Origin of the sequence: Micromonospora sp. WMMD714 (assembly GCF_029581315.1) — a bacterium.
Taxonomy (GTDB): Bacteria; Actinomycetota; Actinomycetes; order Mycobacteriales; family Micromonosporaceae; genus Micromonospora; species Micromonospora rifamycinica.
This window is the reverse complement of record NZ_CP120744.1, coordinates 1,897,010-1,921,498: the sequence shown is the minus strand read 5'-3', so window position 1 is coordinate 1,921,498 and position 24,489 is coordinate 1,897,010. Positions and strand designations below refer to the sequence as shown.

Sequence of the window (24,489 nt, the reverse complement as noted above, 5' to 3'; positions counted from 1 at the left end):
GCTCGCCCCTTGGGTGGGACGCAACCCCGAGAGTCGCGTCACCGGCCGCACCGGACGACACGCTCCACATGTGACAAAAGATCCACAAAGGTAAATGCGGCAGTACCCGGAGATGTCCGATCGACATCGTCCCGGCGTACCACCGCACGCCCGGAGACCGACCACGATCGTCGCCGCCGGGTGTACCGAGGAGGGGCACGGCAATGCGTACAGGGCATTCCCGCCGCTGGACCACCTGCCTGGTCATCGCCGCGGTGGCCGGCTCCGTCGCCGGTTGCGGCGACTCATCCGGGACGACCGCCGCACCCGCCCCCCGTCCGGCGAGCGACGCCCGCCAGCCCACCGAGGCGGAGCGGGCCGCCGAACGAGCCGCACTGGCGGCGTACGCCGGCTATCTGGAGGCCTCCCGCGAGGCGAGCCGGACCAGCGACCCCCGCCACCCGAAGCTGACCCGGTTCCTGGCCGACCCGCTGCTCACCCGGGTCCGGGTGACCATCCGCGAGGCCCGCCGGCACGGCGCGGTCCGCACCGGGACGCTCCGGTCCGACCCCTCCGTCACCGCCGTCAGCCTGGACGGCAGCCCGCCGACCGTGGAGATCCAGGACTGCCTGGACGCCACCGGCTACCGGCTGGTCTACGCCAAGGACAAGCGGGTGGTGCCCGGCTCCGGCGGCACCCGCCACCTGGCGACCGCCACCGCGACCCGCTACCCGGACGGCCGTTGGCTGATCAGCTCCGGCGCCGCCCACGAGGACCAGCCATGTTGACCCGGGAAGGAACGCCCGTGCCGACCCACCCCGCCCCCGCCGCCCCGCCCCCCGCTGCCCTGACCCACCCCGTCCCCGCCGGCCCGGGCTCCGCCGGGCGCCGTCTGTCGCGGCTCGTCGGCGGGCCGTCCGGGAAGGTCGGCGGCCTGTCCCGCCGGACGCTCGCCGGCCTGCTGCTCGCCGTGCTGGTCGCCGTGGTCGCGCCGCCGGCCCCGGGGCAGGCCGCCGGCCCGGGGGTGGAGTGCCCGCCCGGCCAGAACGACTGCAGCGTCTGGGACGACGACCCGGGCACCCCCGGTGACCCGGGCGGTGGCAACGGTCCGGGCAGCCCGAACAGCCCCGGCGCCACCCCGAAGTGCCAGTGGAACGGCAAGCCGCTGCCCTGCTACAACCCGGACCTCGGCTGGTTCGACAACGGCAGCGGCTGTTACTACAAGGTCGCCGAGCCGCAGGAGGAGGCCCCGGAAGGCCAGGTGTGGTACGTCCAGACCTGCAACGGCGGCGACCTGGGCGCGCAGTCGATGGTGCTGCGCGACGGGCCCCCGCCCGGGTTCGGCACCCCGCCCGACCCGGAGGAGCTGGCCCGCCGGGCGCTCGCCTCGATCAGCCTGCTGCCGCCCCGGACGTCGGTGGCACCCCGGCGCAGCGTGGGGCCCGGCCTGGTCGGCCTGCCGGTCTGGATGTGGGCCAGCACCGGCCGGAGCTACTTCGGCCCGCTGCGCGCCTCGGCCAGCGACCGGGGGCTGACCGTCACCATCACCGCCGAGGTCAAGCAGATCGTGTGGAACATGGGCAACGGCAAGAAGGTCGGCTGCTCCGGCCCCGGCACGCCGTACAAGGCGACCGGCCCGAAAGCCGGCAAGCCGTCGCCGACCTGCGGCTACGACGGATACCCCAAGGCCGGCACCTACCGGGTCAGCGCCACCACCTTCTGGGACGTGCGCTGGGAGGGCGGCGGCCGCAGCGGCAACATCCCGCAGACCCGCACCAGCGGCGTCATCGACATCCAGATCAACGAACTCCAGGTGGTGACCCGATGAGCGTCCACCGTGCACCGGTTCTGCGAGCCCCGCAGTCCCGAACGGAGATTTGCCCGGTGAGCGCGAGGAGTGAGCCGGGTCTGCGAGCCCCGCAGTCGCGAACGGAGAGCTTCCAGTGAGTCTGGCCACCCGCAACGGCATCCCGGTGGATGCGCCGGTCACCCCGCCCAAGGTGGTCCGGCAGCGCCGTACCCGGCCCGGTCTGCTCGGGCTCGCCGTGCTGCTGATCGCGCTGGGTGGCCTCGGCGCGGCCTTCGCGGTCACCTCGGTCCGGGCCACCGGCAGCTACCTGGCGATCGCCCGCCCGGTCGAGGTGGGCCGGGTCCTGACCGCCGACGACCTGGTCAGCGTGCAGGTCTCCGGGGGCGCGGGGCTGTCCCCGGTGCCGGCGAAGAAGCGCGACGAGGTGGTCGGCAAGCGGGCCGCCGTATCGCTGGTCCCCGGTTCGCTGCTCACCATGGCCCAGCTCACCGATGCCCCGCTGCTCGGCCAGGGGCAGCAGCAGATCGCGCTCGGCCTGGAACCGAGCAAGGTGCCGGCCCGCAAGCTGCACCCCGGTGACAAGGTGCTGCTGGTCAGCACCCCGGACGAGGACGCCGACAACCAGTCCTCCACCACCCGGTTCACGGCCACCGTGATCGACGCGGTCACCCCGGAGAACGACGACGTGGTGGTCTACCTGGCGCTCGCCGTCCGGGACGTCCCGGCGGTGGTGGTGCTGGCCGCGCAGGAGCGGATCGCCCTCGTGCTGACCGAGGCGGCCTGACCATGGCCATCATCGCGCTGGTCTCGGCGAAGGGGTCGCCGGGCGTCACCACCACGGCGCTGGCCTGCACCCTGAGCTGGCACCGGCGGCTGGTGCTCGCCGAGTGTGACCCGGCCGGCGGCTCGGTGCTCGCCGGCTACCTGGGCGGCGCGCTCGACGGACCACGCGGCATCGGTGAACTGGCCGTGGGTGAGCTGCGCGACGGCAGCCTGGAGGCGACGTTCTGGTCCCAGCTGGTCGACCTGGACGCGCCGAGGCGGGAGCGGCTGCTGCTGCCCGGCGTGGTGGACCCGGCGCAGGCCGGCAGCGTCGCCCCGCTGTGGCAGCGGTTCGCCGACTTCTTCCGCACCCTGGAGAAGGGCCGCCCCGGCTATGATGTGATCGTCGACTGTGGACGACTTCAGGTCTTCGGGCCGCCGTGGCCGCTGCTGCGCGCCGCCGACGTGGTGCTGCTGGTGACCCGCGCCCAGCTACCCGCCCTCTCCGGCACGCGGTCGATGATCCGGGCCATCGAACGGGACTTCACCGACCACCGGGTGCCCCCGGGCACGCTGCGGCTGGTGGTGGTCGGCGACGGCCACGGCAACGGCGAGATCGCCAAGGCCCTGGGGATGCCGGTGATCGCCCGGATGCCGGAGGACCGCCGTACCGCGCAGGCGCTCAGCTTCGGCGGCACGGTCCGCGCCGGACGCCCCCTGCTGCGCGCGGCGGCGGCGCTGGAGGCCCCGGTCCGGGAGCTGCTGGAGCAGCGGCGGGCCCGACTGGCCTGGCCCACCCCGGCGCAGGGGGTGCCGGATGCGGTTTGAGCCGGTCTCCCACGACCCGCGCACCCCACCGCCGGGGGTCACCTCCACCATGCCGCCGCTGCCACCGGTGAACGGTCGGCACCACGCCCCCGCACCGCCGCCGACCACCGGCACCGCCGCCGCCCCGCCCCCGCCCGCGTCCGCACCCGCCCCGCCCCGGCCGAAGGTCGACTTCGCGCTCGTCCGGGAGCTGCGTCGGGAGCTGAGCGAACGGCTCACCCAGTGGCAACGCGGCCGGGAGTTCGACGCCGACGCCGAAGAGGTCGAGCGGGCCCGGCTCGCCGTCGCCGTGGTCTCCGGCTACGCCGACGCGGTACGCCGGGCCGGCACCCCGCTCAGCGCCGACGAGGAACGGACCCTGCTCGACCAGGTGACCGCCGAGCTGGTCGGGCTGGGCCGGCTACAGACCCTGCTGGTCGACGACTCCATCGAGGAGGTGCACATCCTCGGCTGCGACCAGGTACGCATCACCCGGCACGGCGGCGGCGTCGACTGGGGCGAGCCGATCGCCGACAGCGACGACGAGTTGGTGGAGATCCTCCAGGCGGCGGCCCGCCGGGCCGGGGCCACCGAGCGGTCGCTGTCCACCTCCAAGCCGACGCTGGACCTGCAACTGCCCGACGGCAGCCGGTTGGCCGCGGTGTTCCTGGTCAGCCACCGCCCGTACGCGGTGATCCGCAAGCACAACACGCTGGACGTCAGCCTCGACGACCTGGCCGGCAGCCGCCCCGACCTGGACGAGATGATCGACCCGCTGCTGCGCGACTTCCTCCGCGCGTCCATGCGGGCCGGGCTCAACATCATGGTCGCCGGGCTGGCCGGGGCCGGCAAGACCACTGTCATCCGGGCGCTGATGGACGAGATCCCGCCCGACGAGCCGTACGTGCTGCTGGAGGAGAGCCGGGAGCTGCTGCCGGCCCGCCGCGGCGACAAGCACCGGGCGGTGATGAGCTTCGAGTCCCGGGAGGGGCACGGCGAACGCGGCCTGGACGGTCGACCGGCCGGAGAGGTGAGCATCGCCGACCTGATCCCGGTGTCGCTGCGGATGGGCGTGCTGCGGATCATCGTGGGCGAGGTCCGCTCCCGGGAGATCGTGCCGATGCTCCAGGCGATGACCACCAGCCGCGGGTCGATGTGCACCATCCACGCCCGTACCCCGGCCGGGGTCAGCGAGCGGATCATCGAGCTGGCGCTGGCCCACGGCCGGGAGATGACCGTCGACCAGGCCCGCCGGATGGCCGGCAACGCCCTCGACCTGATCGTCTACGTCACCGTCGAGGACGAGACCGCGATCGGCGGGCGGAAACACCGGTTCGTCTCCCACGTGGAGGAGGTGATCGGCGTCGGCGACGCCAACCGGATCACCACCACCACCGTCTTCGGTCCCGGCCCGGACGGTCGGGCCATCCCCCGCCACCTGCCGGAACGGGTCCGGGGGCAACTGCTGCGGGTCGGCTACGACGCCCGGCTGCTGTCCCGCTTCATCGAGGCCGGCGCGGGCGCGTGGCGGCGCCCCCGGCACAGCCGCCTCGCCCCGGTGGTGCGCCGATGAGCACCATCGAACTGCTCGCGGTGGTCTCCGGGGCGGCCTGCGTCGGCGGGCTGGTGCTGGCCGTGGTGGCGCTGTTCGGCACCACCAAGCCGACCCGGCCGGCCAGGAGCTCGACCACCGGGCTGCGCCGGCTCTGGCTCGGTGCGGGGACGAACCGCCGGGACCAGCGCGCCCACCAGATGACGTTGGGCGCGGCGGCGGTGGCGGGCGCACTGGCGTTCCTGCTGACCGGGCTGCCGGTGGTGGGGCTGATCGTGGCGGTGGCCGTACCGGGAGTGCCGTGGCTGTTCGCGGTGGGCCGGGCCGAGGAGCGGGCGATCGCCCGGATCGAGGCGGTCGGCGAGTGGACCCGCCGGCTCAAGGACGTCTCCAACACCGGGCAGGGCCTCCAACAGGCGATCATCACCACCATCGCCACCGTCCCGCACGAGGTCGAGGAGGAGGTACGGCTGCTCGCCGCCCGCCTCCAGGCCGGCTGGACGGCCCGGTCCGCCCTGCTGGCGTTCGCCGACGAGATCGGCGACCCGGTCTGCGACCAGGTGGTCGCCGCGCTGATCCTGCACCTGACCGACCGGGGCGAGCGCCTCGGCGACGTGCTCGGTTCGATCGCCGCCGCCGCGTCCGCCGAGGTGGCCACCCGGCGCGAGGTGGAGGCCAAGCGCACCCAGCCCCGGTTCGCGGTCCGCTTCCTCACCGGGATGACCCTGGCGGTGCTGGCATACGGGCTGGTCAACACCGAGTACATCCGGCCGTACGGGACGTTCTTCGGCCAGGTGCTGATGGCGATGCTCGGGACGGCGTTCGTCGCCCTGCTGGTCTGGGTGCGCTCGATGAGCCAGCCCCCGCCGCCGCCCCGGTTCCTGCCGAGGCCCGACCCGGCGGAGCTGGTCGCATGACGCTCAACTGGCAGCTCACCATCGCGGTGCTCGGCGGGGCCGCCATCGGGCTCGGCCTGTTCCTGCTGGTCCGGGAGGCGCTGCCGGCCTCCCCGGCGCTCGGCCCCGCGCTGCGCCGACTGCACCAGCCCGCGGGTGTCACCGTCGCCGCCGGGCGGGGGCCGGACTGGCTGGGCGGTTTCTCCCGCTGGCTGCGCCCACCGCACCGCCAGCTCGCCCTGCTCGACCAGACCCCCGAGCAGTACGCCATGTCGATCCTGCTCTCCGCCCTGGTCGGGCTGGCCACCCCCACGGTGGCGGGGGCGCTGCTCTTCCTGGCCGGGGTGAGCATGCCGGTGGTCGTACCGGTGCTGGGCAGTCTGGGGTTGGCGCTGGTCTGCGCGCTGCTCGCGCACCGCGCGGTGCTGACCAAGGCGGACGCCGCCCGGGACGAGTTCCGCGCGGCGGTCTGCACCTACCTGGACCTGGTCGCGTTGCAGTTGTCGGCGGCGCACGGCCCGGTGCAGTCGCTGGAGCGGGCCGCGGCGGTCTGCGACGGCTGGGTCTTCGCCCGGATCCGCGAGTCGCTGCGGATCGCGCAGATGCAGATGCACTCGCCCTGGGACGAGCTCCAGGACCTGGCCGAGAAGATCGGCATCGCGGAGCTGGGTGACGTCGGGGCGATCATGCGGTCCTCCGGCAGCGAGGGCGCCCAGGTGCACGAGACGCTACGCAGCCGCGCCGAGTCGCTCCGCGACCAGATCCGCACCGACAACCTGGCCCGTGCCGAGGGCATCACCAGCCGGCTGGACATTCCCGGCTCGCTGCTGGTCTTCGTGCTGCTGGCGTTCGTCCTCTATCCGTTCGTCGCCCGCCTCTGAGCGATCCACCCCGAGAAGGAGCCCTCCCCATGCAGCTCGTCACCTTCCTCTACGTCGCCACAGTCGCCCGGCTGGCCGAGCTACGCCGCGAGGCGGAACGCGGCGACAGCCCGGTCCCGACCGCCGTCATCATCGCCGGTCTGGTCGCCGCCGGGATCGCCGTCACCGCCCTGGTCAAGACCAAGGCCGAGGGATGGATCAACGACATCCCGACCAAGTGACCCGCGTCCCCCTGACCGGCTCGCACCGGGACCTGACAGACCGGTCCCGGTGCGTACCCCCGTGCGCGCCCACAGCGGGGCGGGCCGTCCCGACCGGGCTACGGGCCACCGGCCGGACCGCCCCGACCGGGCCACGGGCCACCGGGCACGCTGTCCCGACCGGGCTGCGCGCCGCCGGCCGAGCCGCCCGTCGCCGGCTCACCGCCGGGGGTACGGACCGGGGGGCCAACCCCGTGGAGCTGGCCGTGGTGATGCCGGCGGTGCTGGTGCTGCTCTTCGGCTCCGTCCAGATCGCCACCTGGTTCGTGGCCCGGTCCACGGCGATGCACGCCGCCCAGAGCGGGGTGAACGCGCAACGGGTCCTGGAGGCGCCGGCCGGGGCGGGTGAGGCCCGCGCCAGGCACTTCCTGGGTGCGGCCGGGGACTGGCTGGTCGGCGCGAAGACCACCTGCGCCACCACCGCCACCGAGGTGACCTGCACGGTCACCGGGAAGTCCCTGAGCGTCATCCCGGCCGTCCGGTTCGACGTGCGGCAGACCGCCCACGGCACCGTCGAACGGTGGACCGACCCGTGACCGCCGGCCCGCCCCGGCGCACCTGGCGCGACATGCTGACCGACCGGGCCGCACGCAGCGACCGGGCCACCGTCCCCACCGGACGGTCCACCGCCGCCCCGTCGGCCGGGCGGGCCGCGGAGCGTACCCGGGGATCGGTGTCGGTGGAGGTGGCGGTGCTGGCCCCGGCGTTCCTCGCGCTGCTGATGGTGGCCGGGGTGGCCGGCCGGGTCGCGGTCGCCGACGAGGCGGTGGAGGCGGCGGCGCACGACGCCGCGCGGGCCGCCTCGATCGCCCGCGACGCCGGCACCGCGGAGAGCGCCGCCCGGGCCGCCGCCCGCCGGCAGCTCGACTGGCGTGGCCTCAACTGCGCCAGCGCACCCCGGGTCACGGTCTGGGGGTCCACCCTGCACTCCGACCACACGTCGGTGAACGCGGCGTTCCGCAGCCCGCTCGGCGAACCGGTGAGCATCTGGGTCCGGGTGAGCTGCACCGTCTCCTTCGCCGGCATGCGCTTCCCCGGGCTGCCGATGGGCGACAAGCGGGTCGAGGCGACCTTCGCCTCCCCCCTGGACCGTTACCGGACCCGGCGATGACCGCGCGCCCGACCGGCGACGAGGGCCGGATCAGCCTCTTCCTCGCCGTCACCATGCTCGGCATACTCGCGGTCATCGGTGCCGCGTACGACGGTGCGGGCCAACTGCGTAGCCTGCAACGCGCCGACGACCTGGCCGCCGAGGCGGCCCGCAGCGGCGGGCAGGTGATCGACCGGGCCGCCGCCATCGAGGGCCGGCCCAAGGTGATCGACGAGCCGGGTGCCCGCGCGGCCGTCGCGCAGTACCTGCGCGGCAACCCCGACGTGACCGGCCAGCAGGTCAGCTTCCCGGTGGTCGCCGGCGAGAAGCAGATCCGGGTACGCGTCACCGTCGTCTACCGCCGGCACCTGCTCGGCCTGATCGGCCTGGACCGCACCGTCACCGTCTCCGCCGAGGCGACCGCCCGCACCCTCACCGACCGACCATGAACCCGCTGGCCCGGCGGACCCGTCGGCCCACGCCCCCGGTGCCCCCGCACCGGCAGACCGTAGGAAGGAGGGCAGCATGACCACACCGCGTGGTTCCACCGCCCGACGTACCGGGCAGTTGCTCACCGGCTTCGGGTCACTGGTGGTCCTGGTGGCGCTGCTGGCCGGCGCACCGGTCGCACTGCTCGCCTTCGCCGGCAACCCGCTGCCGGACCACCTGCCCACCCTCACCGAGATCGGCACCCTGCTGACCAGCCGGGACGACGGCCAGCTCTTCATCCGGGCGCTGGCGCTGGTCGGCTGGTTCGGCTGGGCGACGTTCGCCTTCTCGGTGCTGGTGGAGCTGGGTGCCCAGGTGACCCGCCGACAGACGCCCCGGCTGCCCGGGATGGGTCGGCAACAACGGGCGGCGGCGGCCCTGCTGGGCTCGATCGCACTGATCATCGCGGCCAGCCCGGCAGCGAGCGCGGCCGCCACGCTCACCCAGCCGCTGCCGGCCGCCGCCGGTACCGGGGTAGCGACGACGCTCGACACCTCCCGTGCCGGTCTGGGCACCGCCCCCAGCGCCGGCCTCGGTGGTGCCGCCCTCGGTGCCGTACCGGGTTCCGGTCTCGGTCCCATCCCGGGGGCCGGTCCCGCCCACGGTGCCGAGAAGCCGGTGTACCGGGTGGCCCGGGGCGACTACCTGGGTGAGGTGGCGGAACGCTACCTGGACGACTTCGAGCGCTATCCCGAGGTCGCCCGGCTCAACCACCTGCACGACGCCGACCGGATCCGCCCGGGTCAGCTCATCAAGCTGCCCGCCGAGGCCGACGACACCGGAGCCCGCCGGCACGCCAGCGGCCACCTGGTCCCGGGTAAGCCCCGCAAGCCGTCCCCGCGCCCACCGGCCACCGCACCCGGCAGCCCTGGCAGCCCTGGCAGTCAGGCCGGCCCCCAGCAGCCGGATGCCCCCGGCACGCACACCACCCCGGGCAGGCCGACCGGTCCGGTCACGCCCGCCACCCCGAAACCGACCAGGAAGCTCGGACCGGCCACTCCGCAGACCGCCACCCCGCAGACCGCCCAACCCCCGGCCGAACGGCCCGTCGGGGTGCCCCCGGCGATGGCTGCCGGAGCCTCCCGGGCCACCCCGGAGGACACGATCAACCGGCCGCTGGCCGTGTCGGCGGTACTGGCGGTGGCGAGCATCGTCGGCGCACAGATCGGCGCGGTACTCGGCCTGCGCCGCCGCCCTGTCCGGGTGGCCGCCGGCCGCACCTCGGCCGCCCGGATCGTCGCCGCCCGGACGGCCACCGACCGCACCCCGGGCCGCTCGATCGGCAGCCGCGCCTCCGCCGCCCGCGACCTGGTAACCGGCCGCCACCGCCGCGACTGACCCACCCTTTTCCTGTCCCCTCCCACCCCACCCCTTCGCCCCCACCCCGCTGACTCCGCCCCACCGACCTCGCCCCGCTGGCTTGGCCACGCCGGCCTTGCCACGTTGGCCTGCCCTGCTCGCCCCGCTGGCCTGGTTACGCCGGCCTTGCCACGTTGGCCTGCCCTGCTCGCCCCGCTGGCCTGGTTACGCCGGCCTTGCCACGTTGATCAAGAGGTTTACGTCAACTTGAAGATCGATTTTGACCTAAACCTCTTGATCAACGTGCTGATTTGACGCAAATCTCTTGATCAACGGGATGGTTGCCCAGAATCTCTTGATCGACCGGGCAGGAGGGGCGGGGTTGGCGGGGCGAGGCGGGGTTGGCGGGGTAGAAAAAGGGCGCAACGGGTGAATGAGTTGATCGGGTGGGTGGAGCGCGGGTGGAGCTCGGGTGGATCGGTAGGTGGGGCGGGGTCAGGGGAGGCGGGTCTGGAGGGTGCCGTCGACTATCCGGGTCGGGAGGACCTGCTGGTCGGTGGCGGAGGGGCCGTGGACGACCTCGCCTCCGTTGAGCCGGAACGCCGAACCGTGCCAGGGGCAGACCACACAGGCGTGCCCGTCGATCTCCTGGACCTCGCCCTCACCGAGGGGACCACTCTGGTGCGGGCAGCGTTCCAGCATCACGGTGACCTCGTCGCCGTGCCGGTAGAGGATCACCGAGACGTCGTCCACCTCTCGGGTCACCAGTTTGCGCTGGGGCAGCCCGGCCAACTCGGCCACCGGCTGCCAGCCGTCGCTCATCCGGTGCAGCTCGGAAACGCTCTGGCTGACCTGCGCGCCCTGCTTGTACGCCAGGTGCCCACCGAGGTACGCCCCGGCGCTGGCCGCGCCCAGCCCCAGGTAGGCCAGGGCCCGGCCGACACCGTGCCGGCCGGTCAACCGGGCGGCGAGGGAACCGGCGTACAGGGCCAGGCCGACGGTGTTGGCGGCGGCATGGACCAGCCCCACCCGACGCTGGTCCCGGGAGAGTTCCGCCCAGTCGTTGAGCCCGGCCACGGCGGCGGGCACCGCGCTCACGGTGCCCAGGGCGACCAGGGTGGTGGCCGCCCGACGCTGACCGGGGAGCAGGTCGACCACTGCCGCGCTGATCCAGGCACCCACCGGCACCTGCACCATCGCCGGGTGCAGCGGATGGCCGAGGAACACGCCGTGCAGCAGGTCACGGACCCGCTGCGGGCGCAGGGTCGCCTGGACGGCACGCTGCAACCGGTCGCCGGCCCGGTCCAGTGCGGTGGCCTGTTCGAGTTTCGTCATCAACGCTCGCACCTTCTCCGACTTCCCGGCTGAACCAGCGGCAAACCGGGCGGCCCGGACGAATCTACCCGCCCGGCCCGAACCAGCCGACCCTCGGAAGCCGGCGAGCTGCCGGAAGTGCCGGCAGCAGGGCCAGCAACACCAGCGCATCGAGCGGGGCCACCCCGGCTGCCACCGCCGGGAGCAGCGGCAGCAGCAGCGGCAGCAGCGGGGCCGGGAACATCGGCGGAGTCATCGGGGCGCACGGCGTTCACGCCCGGCCGTCCGACCCCCGCGCTCGCGCCCATCCAAGGAAGCGACCCGCCAGTTTCTCGGGTGCGACGTCGGCGTTGAGCTGGGACAGGTGTGCACCGGCCTCCACCATCAGGGTGGCCAGGTAGACGAGCAGGCCGGTGCGGTCCCCGCGGTACTCGACGAGGAGGGCGAGCCGGGCCGGTTGGCACGGCCACTCGGCGCCGCAGCCCCGGCACCGCCACAGTGGACGCATCGGCAGATGTGGCCGGACCACCCGACTCACGTCGACGCCCCACAACGAAAGGGCCGACCGGACGGACGGCCGGGCCGCTGGCAGGGACCTCCACGACGAGAGGGCCGGCCGGACGGACGGCCGGGCCGCTGGCAGGGACCTCCACGACGAGAGGGCCGACCGGACGGGCATCCCGACCCCGGCCGCTGGCAGGGACGACGTCCACGGTGCAGGTGGCGGTGTGGCACTGCGGAGCTCCTTTCCGCTGGAGCGGGGCCGTCCCGCCGGTCATCGACGGGACGGCCCCGGACTGGACGTCGACCGCCGGACTCTCGCACCTCCACCGGTCGCGCCGCCTTCCGGCAAATCCTGCCTCCCTGTGGTCAGACAGATACACCGCGTAGGCGTATGGTGGACGGATATTCGAGACGTCCAATGGAGAAGTCGTGAACGATGCGCTGCGCGCCGCCCTCAACGAGACCGGCTATACCACTGAATCCCTCGCCGAGCGCGTCGGTGTCGATCCCAAGACGGTGGGTCGCTGGCTGAGTGAGGGGCGGATCCCGCATGCCCGGCACCGGGTCGCCGCAGCGGAAGCGCTCCGGCGGGACATCGTGGACATTTGGCCGGACACTTCAAGACGTCGTGAGCCGGTGTGGTTCCGCCCCTGGCAGGAGATCGAACGCGACGCCCTGTCGTTGCGCTCATTCGAGTCCGCAGTAGTACCCGGTCTTCTCCAGACAGAGTCGTATGCCCGAGCCGTCCTGCTCGGTGCCGGCACCCTGCCCCGGGGGGAGGTCGACCGGCACCTGGCGGCCCGGCTCGCCCGCCAGTCCGTCCTGAAGCGCGACGATCCGCCCCAGCTCACCGTCGTCCTCGACGAGACGGTCCTGCACCGACCGGTCGGCGGCCGGCGGACCATGCACGAGCAGCTCCTCACCCTCGCCGAGGCCTGCGACCAGCCACACGTCCGGGTGCACGTCGTGCCGGCCACGGTGGGCGAGTACGCCGGCCTGAACGGCCCCTTCGTGATCGCCACCAACCCCGACCACCGGATGGCCGGCTACCTCGACAACCAACTCCAGGGACAGGTGGTTAGCGATCTCGATGACCTCGCGGCCATGATGGCAGCGTGGGAGAACGTGCGCGGCGAAGCGCTCTCCCACTGGCAGTCCGTCGATCTGATCACGAAGGTGGCCCAGGCATGGAACTGAACGACGCACGCTGGCGCAAGAGCACCCGCAGCAGCGGCAACGGCGGAAACTGCGTCGAGGTGGCCGGCAACCTGCCGGGGGTGGTCGCCGTCCGCGACTCCAAGGACCCCGACGGCCCCACCCTGACCTTCACCCCCACCGCCTGGCACATCTTCCTCGCCCGGATCACCGACCGCGCCTGATCCCGCCCCGCACGCCCACCCGGCCGGGGTCCGGACGCCCATGATCGGCTCAACGTCGCGCAGGTAGCGGCATCAAGGCCCCCGGACCCCGCAACATGGCCGCAACAGCGCCACCCACGCGGGCGGGACGACGGGGGGACGGCTGTCGACAGCGCGGGCCGCGCGGGTGGGTCGGGGCGCGGGAGAACGGCTCGCCGACAGCGCGGCCCGCACGGGCAGGCCGAGGTGGGGGACGGCTGGTCGACAGCGCGGCCACCCGGGTGGGCCGGGGCGCGGGAGGACGGCTGGTCGACAGCGCCACCCACACGGGTGGGCCGGGGTGGGGGATGCTGGGGGGATGGCTGTGCATGTTGCCCGCAACGGGGCGGTGACCACGGTGATCCTCGACCGGGCGGCGTCGCGCAATGCCGTCGACGGTCCGACCGCACGGGCGCTCGCCGACGCGTTCCGCGCCTTCGAGGCCGACCCGGACGCCCGGGTCGCGGTGCTCTGGGGCGCGGGCGGCACGTTCTGCGCGGGTGCCGACCTCAAGGCCATCGGCACCCCCAGCGGCAACCGGGTCGAGCCCGACGGCGACGGCCCGATGGGTCCGACCCGGATGTCACTGTCCAAACCGGTCATCGCGGCGATCTCCGGGTACGCGGTGGCCGGCGGCCTGGAGCTGGCGCTCTGGTGCGACCTGCGGGTCGCCGAGGCGGACGCGGTGCTGGGGGTGTTCTGCCGACGGTGGGGGGTGCCGCTCATCGACGGGGGCACCGTCCGGCTGCCCCGGCTCATCGGGGAGAGCCGGGCGATGGACCTGATCCTCACCGGCCGTCCGGTGCCCGCCGAGGAGGCGTACGCGATGGGGCTGGTCAACCGGGTGGTCGCGCCGGGTGAGGCGCGGACGGCCGCCGAACGGCTGGCCGCGGAGATCGCCCGCCATCCGCAGACCTGCCTGCGTAACGACCGGGCGGCGGTGCTGGCCGGTGCCGGCCTCGCCGAGCCGGAGGCGCTCGCCACCGAGTTCGCCTACGGGATCGACTCGTTGGCGGCGGACGCCGCAGCCGGCGCGGCCCGGTTCGCCGCCGGCGCAGGCCGACACGGCGAATGAACCCACCCCGGCCAGCGCGGCAGGCCAGCTGCCTCGGCCGGCGCGGCGGAGGGACCACGCGGGCCGGCGCGGGGGAGGGAACGCGCCGGGCCGTCGTGGTTGGGCTCAACTCAGGTCGTTCAGGGCGCTCTGGATGGCCCGGTGGAACGTCGGGTACGCATAGATCATGTGCCGGAGCTGGCTGACCGGGACGGCCGCGTGCACCGCCACGACCAGGGCCGACAGCACCTCGCCCCCGGCCGGGCCGACCGAGGTCGCCCCGATCAGCACCCCCTGGTCGGCGTCGGCGATCACCTTGATGAAGCCGCCGGGCTCACCCTTGTGGATCCAGCCCCGGGTGGACGACGACAGCTCGGTGAAGCCGACCTGCACGTTGATGCCCCGCTCGCGGGCCTGCCGTTCGGTGAGCCCGACCGCGCCCACCTCCGGGTCGGTGAAGGTGACCCGGGGCAGCGCCCGGTAGTCGGCGCGGGGGACGGTGCCGGCCGCGCCGCTCGGGCCGGCCGCGCCCATCGCGCCTCCGACGGCGCTGGCCGCGCCCATCGCGCCGCCCACCACGCTGGCCGTGCCGCTGGCGTCGGGGCCGCCTTCGGCCCGCCGGGCGTGGTCGAGCACGTCGGCGACCACGATCGACGCCTGGTACATGGCGATGTGGGTGAACGCGCCCTCGCCGGTCACGTCGCCGACCGCCCAGATCCCGTCGGCGACGTGCATCCGGTCGTCCACCGGCAGGTAGCGCTGGGTGGCGTCCACCCCGACGGTGTCCAGCCCCAACTCGTCCAGGTGTGCCCGGCGGCCGGTCACCACCAGCAGCTTCTCGGCGCTGAACGACCGGTCACCGGCGTACACGGTGAAGGTGTCCTCGTCGTGCCCGACTCGTTCGATCTTCACCTCGGTGGCGATCTCCACCCCGTCGGCGCGCAACGCGGCGGCGGCTGCCTCGGACGACTCCGGCTCTTCGAGGGCGAGCACCCGCCCGGACGCCTCCAGCACCGTCACCGCGACCCCGAAGCGGGCGAAGACCTGCGCCAGCTCCAGGCCGATCGCCCCGCCGCCGATGATCAGCAGGGTCGCCGGCAGCTCCGCCACCTCGATCGCCTGGTGGTTCGTCCAGTACGGGGTGCCGGCCAGCCCGTCGATGGGCGGGATCGACGGGCGGGTGCCGGTGCCGAGGACGATCCCCCGCCGGGCCTGGAACACCTGGTCACCGACCCGGACCCGACCGGGGCCGTCGAGTCGGCCGCTGCCGCGCAGGAACCGCCCGCCCTTGCCGGTGAACCGGTCCACCGCGGCCCGGTCGTTCCAGGTGTCGGTGGCCTCCTCCCGGATGCGTTTCGCCACCGGCGCCCAGTCGGCCCGCACCTGCGCCGACCCGGCCAGCCCGTCGACCCGCCGCGCCTCGGCCAGCGCGTTCGCCGCCCGGATCATCATCTTGCTGGGGATGCATCCCCAGTAGGGGCACTCCCCACCGACCAGGTCCCGTTCGACGCCGACGACGCTGAGGCCGGCCTCGGCGAGTCGCCCGGCCACCTCCTCGCCACCCACGCCGAGCCCGACCACGACCACGTCCACCAGTTCCGGCTCTGCCATCCCGCCAGCATTCCGCACGGCCCCGCCCCCGACCACCGCTCCGCCCCGGAATTCCCGCGCCGGTGAGTCGACCGACCACCACGCCACCCGACCACCACGCGACCCCGCCACTGCGCCACCCCGCCCCGCCGCACCACCCGACCCGCCCCGCCAAACCACCGGGCACCGCCCCGCTCCGCACCCGCCCCCGCCGTCGCGCCGCACTCCCGTCCGGCACCGCCGGTGGTGACGGAAAGATGACCGGTGATAGAAGGCGTCGGCGCTGTCATCGGTCGCGCACCATGCGTACGCTTCCTTCCTCGTGGAACACGACGCGCCTGCCGCCGGTAGCTCCCCGGGAACGCCCGAGCCCGCCCGGTCCCCCGACCGGTCCAGCCTGGTCGCCAACCTGATCACCGCCGCTGCCGGGCTCGTCGGTCTGGTGCAGGTGTTACGGGCCGATCCGTGGTGGCCGCTGTGGGTCCTGGCCGCCGCGCTCGCCCTGATCGGGCTGCTGGCGTACCGGCTGCGGCAGCGCCGTTGGCTGGCGGCGTCGGTCAGTCTCGGGCTGCTGCTGCTCCTCGGCGGTGGTGGCGTCCTGCTGGCGGGCACCCGCCCCGACGACCGCACCGCGACCACCGGGCCGACGACGGCCGCTCCGGCAGCCGGCCCGGCCACCCCGGCACCGACCACCAGCGCACCGCCCCCTACCGGCCCGACCCCCACCGCTCCGGCCCCGACCAGCCCGGCCGCCACCGACCCGGACTCCAGCGGCCCGGCCGCGCCCGCCACCGTCCTCTTCAGCGACGTGGTGCAACTCGGCAAGAAGACCGGGGTGGAGCTGGACCGGGGGCGGGCCGAACGCCGGAACACCCAGGACGCCGACGTCGACGTCTATCTGGACTGGGGCTACATCCTCTACTCCAGCGCCCGGCACAGCGCGATGTACGACGACAGCAACAAGGGGCCGGAGCAGGACGCCGACGCGCGTTGCCGCGACTACCGGGAGGCCGGGCAGCAGAGCTTCGCGCACCACTACATCGGCGGCGGCAACCAGCAGTACTGCTTCACCACCTCGGAGGGTCACCCCGGCTGGTTGCAGGCGGTGAACACGCTGGAGGACGGCGGACTGCTCATCAAGGTCACCGTGTGGCGCGGGTGACGGTGAGCGCGAGGAGTGCAGCGCGGCGGAGCCCGGCAGTCGCGCCTCTGAGCCGGGCCGCGCAGCGGGGTCAGCGCAGCCAGACCGGGTCGGCGCCGGGCACCTCCAGCGGCGGCGGGTAGTCGAGCGTGCGACGGACCTCGGCGGGCAGCCGCCACGGCTGGTGCACGGCCTTGCCGGCCACCGTCGCCAGCTCGGGCACCCAGCGCCGGACGTACCCGCCGTCGGGGTCGTAGCGTTCGGCCTGGCGGACCGGGTTGAGCCCCCGGTAGGGGCGGCTGTCGTTGCCGGTGCCGGCCACCCACTGCCAGTTGCCGGAGTTGTCGGGCACGTCGCCGTCGAGCAGCCAGCGGGAGAAGACCGCGAGGCCGGGCCGCCAGTCGAGGCCGAGCACCTTGGTCAGGTAGCCGGCGGTGATCAGCCGGGCCCGGTTGTGCATCCAGCCCTCGGCGTGCAGTTGCCGCATGCCGGCGTCCACGATCGGCATCCCGGTCCGGCCCTCGGTCCAGGCGTCCAGCGCCGCCGCGTCGGACCGCCAGGCCTCGGTGGCCCCCCGTCGGTACGCCTTCGCCGCGATCTCCGGGAAGGCGGCCGTGACCTGGTAGTAGAAGTCCCGCCAGCAGAGCTGCCGGACGAACGGGTGCCCCCGGTCGCCGGCCCGGTTCGCCACCGCCAGCGGGGACAGGCAGCCGAACCGCAGGTACGGGCTGAGCCGGGAGGTCTGGTCGCCGGCCAGGTCGTCGTGGATGTCGTCGTACCGCTGGAGGGTGGGCAACCACTGCGTGAGCCGGCGCTGCCCGACGGACTCGCCGCCCACCGCGGCGGCCGGCGACTCGCCCTTCGGCAGCGCCGGCAGCCGACCGACCGCGACCCCGTCGGGCAGGGTGACCCGCCGGGGCGCGGCCAGCTCCGCCCGCCACTGCGCCACCGACCAGACCCGGTGGTACGGGGTGAACACCCGGTAGTGGTCGCCGCCGCCGGGCCGCAGCGCCCCCGGCTCGACGACGGTGGCCCCGGGGAAGAGGCGCAGGAACAGCCGGTGCCGGTCGCACTCGGCGCGCAGCCGGCTTTCCCGCCGGTGGGCGTGGCGGCTGACGTCGGCGGAGAGGCCGATCCCCTCGGCGTCGACCTCACGGGCCACCCGGATCGTCTCGGCCACCGGGTCGCCCCGGCGGATCACCAGGTCGCCGCCGAGCCCGCGCAGGGTGTCCCGCAGCTCGGCGAGGCTCTGGTGCAGGAACCGGGTGCGGTTGGGTGAGCGGTCGGCCAGCGCCGGGTCGAGGACGTACAGCGGCACCACCCGGTCGAAGGCGGCGCAGGCCGTCGCCAGCGCCGGGTGGTCGTGCACCCGCAGGTCGCGGGTGAACAACACCACCGCCGTACGGCCGCTCACGACACCGCCGGGCCGGGCACCACGACCGGGGTGCCGGTACGGGTCAGCAGCGCCCTCGCCGCCACCGACAGCCGTCGCCGCTGGGGCACCACGGCCCGCCGGGCGAACACGTCGAAGTCCTGGGCGGCCACCTCGTCGAGGATGCCGCCGTAGAGGGCGTAGGCGGTCCGCATGCACGCCTGGGAGGCGGGGGCGAGCAGGGTGATGCCCGGCGCAGCGGCGGCGTAGTGGGCCTGGGCGCGGGTCACCTCGTACTCGATCAGGTCGCGGATCCGGTCGGTGCTGCGGCCGGCGTACTGGGCGGCGCGCAGGTCCTCGACGGTGACGTTGAACTTGGCCAGGTCCTCGTCGGGCAGGTAGGTGCGGCCCCGGTCGAGGTCCTCGGCGACGTCCCGGATGAAGTTGGTGAGCTGGAAGGCGAACCCGAGCTGGCGGGCCGGTTCCCGGGCGGCGACCGGGTCGGAGCTGCCGAGGATGGGCAGCATCATGGTGCCGATGACCGCCGCCGAGCCCTCCATGTAGTCGAGCAGGTCGTCGTAGGTGGGGTAGGACATGACCGTCAGGTCCATCGCCATGCTGCGCAGGAACGACGCGAAGTCGGCCCGGTCCAGGTCGAACACGGCGATGGTGTGCAGCACCGCCGGCAGCAGCGGGTCGTCGACCGGTTCGCCGTGCAGGCCGGCGACGAAACGGGAACCCCAGGAGTCCAGGCGGGCGGCGCGTTCGGCGGGCGGCAGGTCCTCGGTGCGGTCGACGATCTCGTCGGCGTAGCGGGTGAACCCGTAGAGGGCGTGTACGTGCCGCCGTTTCCATGCGGGGAGCAGCCGGGTGGCGAGATAGTAGGTGCGCCCGTGGTGTCTGTGCAGCTCCTGGCAGCGGGCATAGGCAGCGGTGAGATCGGTGTCCACCGGACCTCCTCCGGATTCGACGCAGCAATCGACGCAACTCGTAACCCTAGGGTACGCTCCCCCACATGGCCAACGACGCAGTTGCGGGTAATGCGCTCCGCGTCGCGCCGGCACAGCCGGAAGCGACGGACGATCCGGTCCGCGGCGTACTGGCCGCTTTCGCCCGGGACCTGGTCCACAGCGTCGACGACACGCTGGCGGCGTTTCTCGCCCGCGAGGTCGAAGCGCTGACCGAGATCGACGCAGCGATGGGCGGTTTCGCCGCCACGGCCCGCGACGCCGTGCTGGCCGGCGGCAAGCGGGTCCGCCCCACCTTCGCCTACTGGGGCTGGCGCGGCGTGGTGGGCGGCGAGGAACCGCTGCCCCCGGTGCTCCCCGCGCTGGCCGCCCTGGAGCTGCTGCACACCTTCGCGCTGGTGCACGACGACGTGATGGACGCCTCCGACACCCGCCGCGGCCTGCCCACCGCGCACCGGGCCGCCGCCGCCCGGCACGTCACCGCCGGCCACCGCGGCGACCCGGGCCGGTTCGGCGAGTCGGTCGCGGTGCTCATCGGCGACCTCTGCCTGGTCTGGGCCGACCGGCTGCTCGCCCACGCCGGCGTGCCGCCGGCCCGGCTGCTCGAGGTGCGGCGCTGCTACGACCAGATGCGCGTCGAGACGATCGCCGGGCAGTATCTCGACGTGCTCGGCGAGAACGACGCGGCGAACTGGTCGGTGGACCGGGCGCTGCGGGTGGCCCGCTACAAGACGGCCAGCTACACCGTCCAGCGTCCGCTGCTCTTCGGTGCCAGCCTGGCCGGCATCGACGCCGACGCGCCGCTGATCGCCGCCTACACCCGCTACGGGCTGGCGGTCGGTGAGGCGTTCCAGCTCCGCGACGACCTGCTCGGCGTCTACGGCGACCCGGCCACCACCGGCAAGCCGGCCGGCGACGACCTGCGTACCGGCAAGCCGACCGCGCTGCTGATGCTCGCCCGCCAGCTCGCCACCGGCGGCCAGCGGCGGGCGCTGGAGCGGGCCGGCAGCGCGACCGGCGGGCGGGAGCTGGCCCGGCTGGCCGACCTCGTCGCCGACACCGGGGCGGTCGCCCGGGTGGAGAGCATGATCTCCGACCGGGTCACCGACGCGCTGGCCGCGCTGGAGACCGCGTCGATCGACGAGACCGCGCGCACCGCGCTGACCGGTCTCGCCACCGCCGCCACCACGCGGCGGGCATGATGGGCAACTCTGCGAAGGAGGTGGTCGCGTGCGGACCGTGACGGGACGTACGGACCGGGTGGTGGTCGTGGGCGCGGGCCTGGGTGGGCTGGCGTGCGCGCTGCACCTGGCCGGCAGCGGGCGGCAGGTCACCGTGCTGGAACGCGAACCGGTGCCGGGCGGCCGGGCCGGGCGGCTCAGTGTCGACGGGTACGAGTTCGACACCGGCCCCACCGTGCTCACCATGCCCGACCTGATCGCCGAGGCGCTCGGCGCGGTCGGCGAGGAGCTGCACGACTGGCTCGACCTGACCCCGCTGGACCCCGCCTACCGGGCCTACTACCCGGACGGCTCCAGTCTGGACGTGATCACCGACACCACCCGGATGGCGGCCGAGATCTCCCGGGTCTGCGGCCCCCGCGAGGCCGACGGCTACCTGCGGTTCGTCGACTACGCCCGCAACCTGTGGAACTGGGAACGGGCCGACTTCATCGACCGCAACCTGGACGCCCCGACCGACCTGCTCACCGGCAACCTGCTGAAGTTGCTGGCCAACGGGGCGTTCCGCCGCCTCCAGACCAAGATCAACCAGTTCTTCTCCGACCCCCGTACCCAGCGGATCTTCTCCTTCCAGGCGATGTACGCCGGGCTCGCGCCGCACGACGCGCTGGCCATCTACAGCGTCATCGCGTACCTCGACTCGGTGGCCGGGGTGTACTTCCCGCGCGGCGGCATCCACGCGGTCTCCAAGGGGATGGCCGGCGCGGCCGAGAAGCACGGCGTGCAGATCCGCTACGACACCACGGTCGCCCGGGTCCAGACCGCCAACGGCCGGGCCACCGGCGTGGTCACCACCGACGGCGAACTGGTCCCGGCCGACGTGGTGGTGCTCAACCCGGACCTGCCGGTCGCCTACCGCGACCTGCTGCCCGAGGGCCGGCGGCGGAAGCTGACCTACTCCCCGTCCTGCGTGGTCCTGCACGTCGGATCGACGCAGGGGTATGGGAAGATCGCTCACCACAACATCCATTTCGGACGGTCGTGGAAGGGCACCTTCGACGAGGTGATCGGGCGCGGCGAGCTGATGACCGACCCGTCGCTGCTGGTCACCAACCCGAGCCGGACCGACCCGTCGGTCGCCCCGGCCGGACGGCACACCTACTACGTGCTGGCCCCGGTGCCCAACCTCGACCGCGCCCCGTTCGACTGGCGGGGCGACCTGAGCCGACGCTACGCCGACCAGCTCGTCGCCACCCTGGAGGAGCGCGGGTACGTCGGCTTCGGCGCCGGCATCGAGGTGTTGCGTACGATCACCCCCGCCGAATGGGAGGAACAGGGCATGGCCGCCGGTACGCCCTTCGCCGCCGCACACAGCCTCTTCCAGACCGGGCCGTTCCGCCCGTCCAACCTGCACCGCAGCCTGCCCAACGTGGTCTTCACCGGCTCGGGCACCCAGCCCGGTGTGGGCGTGCCGATGGTGCTGATCTCCGGCAAGCTCGCCGCCAACCGCATCACCGGCGCGGGTCGGTGACCGCGTGAAGTCCCGGGAGAGTCACCTCGTCGAACTCGTCGACGACAACGGTCGCGCCCTCGGCGAGGCCACCGTCTCCGCCGCCCACCAGGCACCCGGACGGCTGCACCGGGCCTTCTCGGTGCTGCTGGTCGACCCGGACGGCCGGGTGCTCCTGCAACGACGGGCCGAGGTCAAGACCCGGTTCCCGCTGCGCTGGGCCAACTCCTGCTGCGGGCACCCGCTGCCGGCCGAGCCGCTGCCCGAGGCGGCCAACCGGCGGCTCGCCGAGGAGCTGGGTGCCGGGCCGGTGTCGCTGACCGAGGTCGGGGTCTACCTCTACTACGCAGAGGACCCGGCCACCGGTCGGGTCGAGTTCGAGTACGACCACGTGCTGCGCGCCGACGTGCCGGCCGACCTCACCCTGGCGCCGGACCAGGACGAGGTGGCCGAGCTGCGCTGGGTCGACCCGACCCGGTTGATGGCCGAGATCGACGCCGACCCGCGCACGTACGCGCCCTGGCTCGGCGGGGTGGTGAGCCGGCTGCTCCGCCCGACCCCGCCCGGCCCCGCTGCGGCCACCGGCTCCCCGGTCGCCACCGCCTCCGTCGACGCCGCCACCGCCGTGGCCACCGCCACCGCCACCGGCTCCGACGTCGCTGCCGGGGGCACCGCCGGGTCCACCACCCCGTCCGGCCGCCGGGTGGGCGACGCGTCGGAGCGGTCGGGTGGCCGATGAGCCGCTGAGCGCGGGGGCCGTGGCACGCCGGCTGGGTGTGGCGGTCACCACGCTGCGCACCTGGCACCAGCGCTACGGCCTCGGCCCCAGCCAGCACGTCCCCGGCCACCACCGGCGGTACACCCCGGCCGACCTGGCCCGGCTGGAGATCATGCGGAAGCTCACCGCCGAGGGGATCACCCCGGCGGAGGCGGCCCGCTGGGCGAAACAGAGCCCCGCCCCCGGTGCCGCGTTGCGGCTGCGCGCCGGGAGCGCCCGGGACGGCGGTGGGCAGACCATCCCGGTCGGCCGGGCCGGGCCGGTGGCCCGGGGGCTGGCCCGGGCCGCGATGCGGCTGGACGCGGCGGCGATCGGGGACACCATCTCGCACGCGCTGGCCACCGACGGGGTCGTCGCGACCTGGGACGGGCTGCTCCGGCCGGTGCTGGCCGGCATCGGTGAGCGGCACGTCGCCACCGCCGGCCTGATCGACGTGGAACACCTGGTGTCCCGGTGCGTCTCCGAGGCGTTCGCCGCCGTCGCCCGGTCGGGCCGGGCCACCGGCCCGGCCCGCATCCTGCTCTCCTGCGCCGACGAGGAGCAGCACACCCTGCCCCTGGAGGCGCTGGCCGCGGCGCTGGCCGAGGCCGGCGTGGCCTACCGGATGCTCGGCGCCCGGGTACCGGTGGCGGCGCTGGTCGAGGCGGTCAACCGGACCGGGCCGGCGGCCGTGGTGGTCTGGTCGCACACCCGCCCCACCGCCGACCCGGGGCAGCTCTCCGCCCTGCTCGCGGTGCCCCGCCGCCCGCTGCTGGTGCTCGCCGCCGGGCCGGGGTGGCGGGCCGACACGCTGCCCGCCGGAGTGGTCCGCCCGGTCGACCTGGCCGAGGCCGTCTCGCTCGCGCTGGCCGTCCGGGATTCGTTGGACCAGTCGACCGGGAGCGACCGGGCCTGACATATTTCGCTTTCGTGAACTACCGTCGGGGCCGTCCGCGTACCCCCATCTCCCGGAGTGACGATGCGTTCACGCCCCGTCCTGGCGGTTGTCCTGGGTCTGCTCCTGCTGATCGCCGGCTGCGGAGACCAGCCCCGGCACGTCCGGCCGGCCGCCGCGCCCGCGCCGAGCACCCCCGCGCCGGAGCCGACCCAGACCCCCGCCCCGACGCCGCCACCCACCAGCAAGCCGAAGCCCCGGCTGCGACCGAAGCCGAAGGTGCTCCCGGCCGGCCTGCGCAAGGCGACCGGGGTACGCGCGGTGGCGCTCACCTTCGACGACGGCCCCGACCCGACCTGGACCCCGAAGGTGCTCAACCAGCTCCGGGCGGCCAAGGTGAAGGCGACGTTCTGCGTGGTCGGCACCCAGGTCCGCAAGCACCCCGAGCTGGTGGCCCGGATCGTCCGGGAGGGGCACCAGCTCTGCAACCACAGCTGGCGGCACGACATCGACCTGGGCCGCCGGCCGGTCGCCGACATCCGGGCCGACCTGGTCCGCACCAACCAGGCCATCACCAAGGCCGTCCCGGGGGCGAAGGTGCCGTTCTACCGTCAGCCCGGCGGCCGGTGGACGCCGGAGGTGGTGCAGGTCGCCAAGGAACTCGGCATGCGGTCGCTGCACTGGACCGTCGACCCCCAGGACTGGGCCAAGCCCGCGGCGGGGGTCATCACCGGCCGGGTCGAGCACGCCGCCCGCCCCGGCGCGGTGGTGCTGATGCACGACGGAGGCGGTGACCGGAGCCGTACGCTCGGTGCCGTACCGCACGTCATCGGCGACCTGAAGCGCCGGTTCGGCATCGCGCCACCTCGCTGAGCTGCCACTTTGCCCGACAGCTCCCGGACGGGCACACCGGTTTGGCCGACTGGCAGGCGATGACATATGCTTCTCATGCCTCCGGCGGGGCCGGATGGGAGCAAGTCC

26 protein-coding genes and 1 pseudogene are annotated in these 24,489 nt (G+C 74.2%); 21 read left to right on the top strand and 6 right to left on the bottom strand.

Annotated features, from left to right (window positions below):
* Positions 1–203 precede the first annotated feature (203 nt).
* From O7625_RS08660 to O7625_RS08605, 12 genes are all read left to right on the top strand, one after another.
* Positions 204–767, top strand: a complete 564-nt coding sequence (locus O7625_RS08660; protein ID WP_282345343.1) for a hypothetical protein — start codon at positions 204–206, stop codon at positions 765–767.
* Between the two features lie 170 nt (positions 768–937).
* Positions 938–1,807, top strand: a complete 870-nt coding sequence (locus tag O7625_RS08655; protein ID WP_282346858.1) for a hypothetical protein — start codon at positions 938–940, stop codon at positions 1,805–1,807.
* Between the two features lie 115 nt (positions 1,808–1,922).
* Complete coding sequence (locus tag O7625_RS08650; RefSeq protein WP_282345342.1) at positions 1,923–2,573, top strand: SAF domain-containing protein; 651 nt, start codon at positions 1,923–1,925, stop codon at positions 2,571–2,573.
* 2 nt (positions 2,574–2,575) lie between these two features.
* Positions 2,576–3,379 (top strand): ParA family protein, encoded by an 804-nt coding sequence (locus tag O7625_RS08645; protein ID WP_282345341.1) that lies wholly within the window; start codon positions 2,576–2,578, stop codon positions 3,377–3,379.
* Positions 3,369–4,931: a CpaF/VirB11 family protein gene (locus O7625_RS08640; RefSeq protein WP_282345340.1), complete on the top strand. Its 1,563-nt coding sequence runs from the start codon at positions 3,369–3,371 to the stop codon at positions 4,929–4,931. The genes O7625_RS08645 and O7625_RS08640 overlap by 11 nt, the downstream gene beginning before the upstream one ends.
* Entirely contained in the window at positions 4,928–5,827 is a 900-nt protein-coding gene (locus O7625_RS08635; protein ID WP_282345339.1) for a type II secretion system F family protein, read from the top strand. Before O7625_RS08640 ends, O7625_RS08635 begins: the two co-directional genes overlap by 4 nt.
* Positions 5,824–6,687 (top strand): type II secretion system F family protein, encoded by an 864-nt coding sequence (locus tag O7625_RS08630; protein ID WP_282345338.1) that lies wholly within the window; start codon positions 5,824–5,826, stop codon positions 6,685–6,687. Before O7625_RS08635 ends, O7625_RS08630 begins: the two co-directional genes overlap by 4 nt.
* Positions 6,688–6,716: 29 nt before the next feature.
* Positions 6,717–6,908 (top strand): hypothetical protein, encoded by a 192-nt coding sequence (locus O7625_RS08625; protein ID WP_067306436.1) that lies wholly within the window; start codon positions 6,717–6,719, stop codon positions 6,906–6,908.
* 164 nt (positions 6,909–7,072) lie between these two features.
* On the top strand, positions 7,073–7,483 hold the full coding sequence (locus tag O7625_RS08620) for a TadE family protein (RefSeq protein WP_282346857.1): 411 nt from the start codon (positions 7,073–7,075) through the stop codon (positions 7,481–7,483).
* The gene (locus O7625_RS08615) at positions 7,468–8,058 is read left to right on the top strand and encodes a TadE/TadG family type IV pilus assembly protein (protein ID WP_282345337.1); all 591 of its coding nucleotides are present in this window, start codon (positions 7,468–7,470) and stop codon (positions 8,056–8,058) included. The genes O7625_RS08620 and O7625_RS08615 overlap by 16 nt, the downstream gene beginning before the upstream one ends.
* Positions 8,055–8,486 (top strand): hypothetical protein, encoded by a 432-nt coding sequence (locus O7625_RS08610; protein ID WP_282345336.1) that lies wholly within the window; start codon positions 8,055–8,057, stop codon positions 8,484–8,486. Before O7625_RS08615 ends, O7625_RS08610 begins: the two co-directional genes overlap by 4 nt.
* 76 nt (positions 8,487–8,562) lie before the next feature.
* On the top strand, positions 8,563–9,864 hold the full coding sequence (locus tag O7625_RS08605) for a LysM peptidoglycan-binding domain-containing protein (protein ID WP_282345335.1): 1,302 nt from the start codon (positions 8,563–8,565) through the stop codon (positions 9,862–9,864).
* 456 nt (positions 9,865–10,320) lie between these two features.
* Here O7625_RS08605 and O7625_RS08600 read toward each other — a convergent pair whose 3' ends face one another.
* Genes O7625_RS08600 through O7625_RS08590 form a run of 3 tightly spaced genes read right to left on the bottom strand, consistent with a single transcriptional unit; the run spans position 10,321 to position 11,647 of the window.
* Entirely contained in the window at positions 10,321–11,172 is an 852-nt protein-coding gene (locus O7625_RS08600) for a Rieske 2Fe-2S domain-containing protein (protein WP_282345334.1), read from the bottom strand.
* Positions 11,173–11,224: 52 nt separating this feature from the next.
* Positions 11,225–11,395 (bottom strand): hypothetical protein, encoded by a 171-nt coding sequence (locus O7625_RS08595; RefSeq protein WP_282345333.1) that lies wholly within the window; start codon positions 11,393–11,395, stop codon positions 11,225–11,227.
* Between the two features lie 15 nt (positions 11,396–11,410).
* Positions 11,411–11,647, bottom strand: coding sequence for a flavin reductase (locus O7625_RS08590; protein WP_282345332.1), 237 nt, complete (start codon positions 11,645–11,647; stop codon positions 11,411–11,413).
* A gap of 425 nt (positions 11,648–12,072) precedes the next feature.
* Here O7625_RS08590 and O7625_RS08585 point away from each other — a divergent pair, with 425 nt between their 5' ends.
* From O7625_RS08585 to O7625_RS08575, 3 genes are all read left to right on the top strand, one after another.
* Positions 12,073–12,840 (top strand): helix-turn-helix transcriptional regulator, encoded by a 768-nt coding sequence (locus O7625_RS08585; protein WP_282345331.1) that lies wholly within the window; start codon positions 12,073–12,075, stop codon positions 12,838–12,840.
* The gene (locus tag O7625_RS08580; RefSeq protein WP_067303381.1) at positions 12,831–13,022 is read left to right on the top strand and encodes a DUF397 domain-containing protein; all 192 of its coding nucleotides are present in this window, start codon (positions 12,831–12,833) and stop codon (positions 13,020–13,022) included. Before O7625_RS08585 ends, O7625_RS08580 begins: the two co-directional genes overlap by 10 nt.
* Positions 13,023–13,359: 337 nt before the next feature.
* A complete protein-coding gene (locus O7625_RS08575; RefSeq protein ID WP_282345330.1) occupies positions 13,360–14,115 on the top strand; it encodes a crotonase/enoyl-CoA hydratase family protein in 756 nt (251 codons plus the stop codon).
* Positions 14,116–14,220: 105 nt separating this feature from the next.
* On the opposite strand, the gene O7625_RS08570 is transcribed toward O7625_RS08575, so the two are convergent.
* Positions 14,221–15,705: an FAD-dependent oxidoreductase gene (locus tag O7625_RS08570; protein WP_282345329.1), complete on the bottom strand. Its 1,485-nt coding sequence runs from the start codon at positions 15,703–15,705 to the stop codon at positions 14,221–14,223.
* Between the two features lie 301 nt (positions 15,706–16,006).
* Between O7625_RS08570 and O7625_RS08565 the strand changes: the two genes are divergently transcribed.
* The gene (locus O7625_RS08565; protein WP_282345328.1) at positions 16,007–16,846 is read left to right on the top strand and encodes a hypothetical protein; all 840 of its coding nucleotides are present in this window, start codon (positions 16,007–16,009) and stop codon (positions 16,844–16,846) included.
* Positions 16,847–16,916: 70 nt separating this feature from the next.
* On the opposite strand, the gene O7625_RS08560 is transcribed toward O7625_RS08565, so the two are convergent.
* A complete protein-coding gene (locus tag O7625_RS08560) occupies positions 16,917–18,239 on the bottom strand; it encodes a deoxyribodipyrimidine photo-lyase (RefSeq protein WP_282345327.1) in 1,323 nt (440 codons plus the stop codon).
* Complete coding sequence (locus O7625_RS08555; RefSeq protein ID WP_282345326.1) at positions 18,236–19,147, bottom strand: phytoene/squalene synthase family protein; 912 nt, start codon at positions 19,145–19,147, stop codon at positions 18,236–18,238. The genes O7625_RS08560 and O7625_RS08555 overlap by 4 nt, the downstream gene beginning before the upstream one ends.
* 65 nt (positions 19,148–19,212) lie before the next feature.
* Here O7625_RS08555 and O7625_RS08550 point away from each other — a divergent pair, with 65 nt between their 5' ends.
* The 5 genes and pseudogenes from O7625_RS08550 to O7625_RS08530 all read left to right on the top strand — a co-directional run bounded on the left by O7625_RS08550 (position 19,213) and on the right by O7625_RS08530 (position 24,381).
* Positions 19,213–20,367, top strand: coding sequence for a polyprenyl synthetase family protein (locus tag O7625_RS08550; RefSeq protein ID WP_282345325.1), 1,155 nt, complete (start codon positions 19,213–19,215; stop codon positions 20,365–20,367).
* A gap of 28 nt (positions 20,368–20,395) precedes the next feature.
* The gene (gene crtI, locus O7625_RS08545; protein ID WP_282345324.1) at positions 20,396–21,877 is read left to right on the top strand and encodes a phytoene desaturase family protein; all 1,482 of its coding nucleotides are present in this window, start codon (positions 20,396–20,398) and stop codon (positions 21,875–21,877) included.
* A 4-nt stretch (positions 21,878–21,881) separates the two neighbouring features.
* Positions 21,882–22,412, top strand: a pseudogene (idi, locus tag O7625_RS08540) (isopentenyl-diphosphate Delta-isomerase); the annotation flags it as partial.
* Between the two features lie 172 nt (positions 22,413–22,584).
* Positions 22,585–23,529 (top strand): MerR family transcriptional regulator, encoded by a 945-nt coding sequence (locus O7625_RS08535; RefSeq protein WP_282345323.1) that lies wholly within the window; start codon positions 22,585–22,587, stop codon positions 23,527–23,529.
* A 63-nt stretch (positions 23,530–23,592) separates the two neighbouring features.
* On the top strand, positions 23,593–24,381 hold the full coding sequence (locus O7625_RS08530) for a polysaccharide deacetylase family protein (RefSeq protein WP_282345322.1): 789 nt from the start codon (positions 23,593–23,595) through the stop codon (positions 24,379–24,381).
* Positions 24,382–24,489 lie beyond the last annotated feature (108 nt).

Bases quoted from the DNA above. Each gene is read 5' to 3' on its own strand.
- O7625_RS08550 (WP_282345325.1), top strand. From the start codon at position 19,213: ATGGCCAACGACGCAGTTGCGGGTAATGCGCTCCGCGTCGCGCCGGCA.
- O7625_RS08630 (WP_282345338.1), top strand. From the start codon at position 5,824: ATGACGCTCAACTGGCAGCTCACCATCGCGGTGCTCGGCGGGGCCGCC.
- O7625_RS08605 (WP_282345335.1), top strand. From the start codon at position 8,563: ATGACCACACCGCGTGGTTCCACCGCCCGACGTACCGGGCAGTTGCTC.
- O7625_RS08610 (WP_282345336.1), top strand. From the start codon at position 8,055: ATGACCGCGCGCCCGACCGGCGACGAGGGCCGGATCAGCCTCTTCCTC.
- O7625_RS08625 (WP_067306436.1), top strand. From the start codon at position 6,717: ATGCAGCTCGTCACCTTCCTCTACGTCGCCACAGTCGCCCGGCTGGCC.
- O7625_RS08575 (WP_282345330.1), top strand. From the start codon at position 13,360: ATGGCTGTGCATGTTGCCCGCAACGGGGCGGTGACCACGGTGATCCTC.
- O7625_RS08640 (WP_282345340.1), top strand. From the start codon at position 3,369: ATGCGGTTTGAGCCGGTCTCCCACGACCCGCGCACCCCACCGCCGGGG.
- O7625_RS08580 (WP_067303381.1), top strand. From the start codon at position 12,831: ATGGAACTGAACGACGCACGCTGGCGCAAGAGCACCCGCAGCAGCGGC.
- O7625_RS08590 (WP_282345332.1), bottom strand. From the start codon at position 11,647: ATGCGTCCACTGTGGCGGTGCCGGGGCTGCGGCGCCGAGTGGCCGTGC.
- O7625_RS08595 (WP_282345333.1), bottom strand. From the start codon at position 11,395: ATGACTCCGCCGATGTTCCCGGCCCCGCTGCTGCCGCTGCTGCTGCCG.
- O7625_RS08660 (WP_282345343.1), top strand. From the start codon at position 204: ATGCGTACAGGGCATTCCCGCCGCTGGACCACCTGCCTGGTCATCGCC.
- O7625_RS08635 (WP_282345339.1), top strand. From the start codon at position 4,928: ATGAGCACCATCGAACTGCTCGCGGTGGTCTCCGGGGCGGCCTGCGTC.
- O7625_RS08645 (WP_282345341.1), top strand. From the start codon at position 2,576: ATGGCCATCATCGCGCTGGTCTCGGCGAAGGGGTCGCCGGGCGTCACC.
- O7625_RS08570 (WP_282345329.1), bottom strand. From the start codon at position 15,705: ATGGCAGAGCCGGAACTGGTGGACGTGGTCGTGGTCGGGCTCGGCGTG.
- O7625_RS08530 (WP_282345322.1), top strand. From the start codon at position 23,593: ATGCGTTCACGCCCCGTCCTGGCGGTTGTCCTGGGTCTGCTCCTGCTG.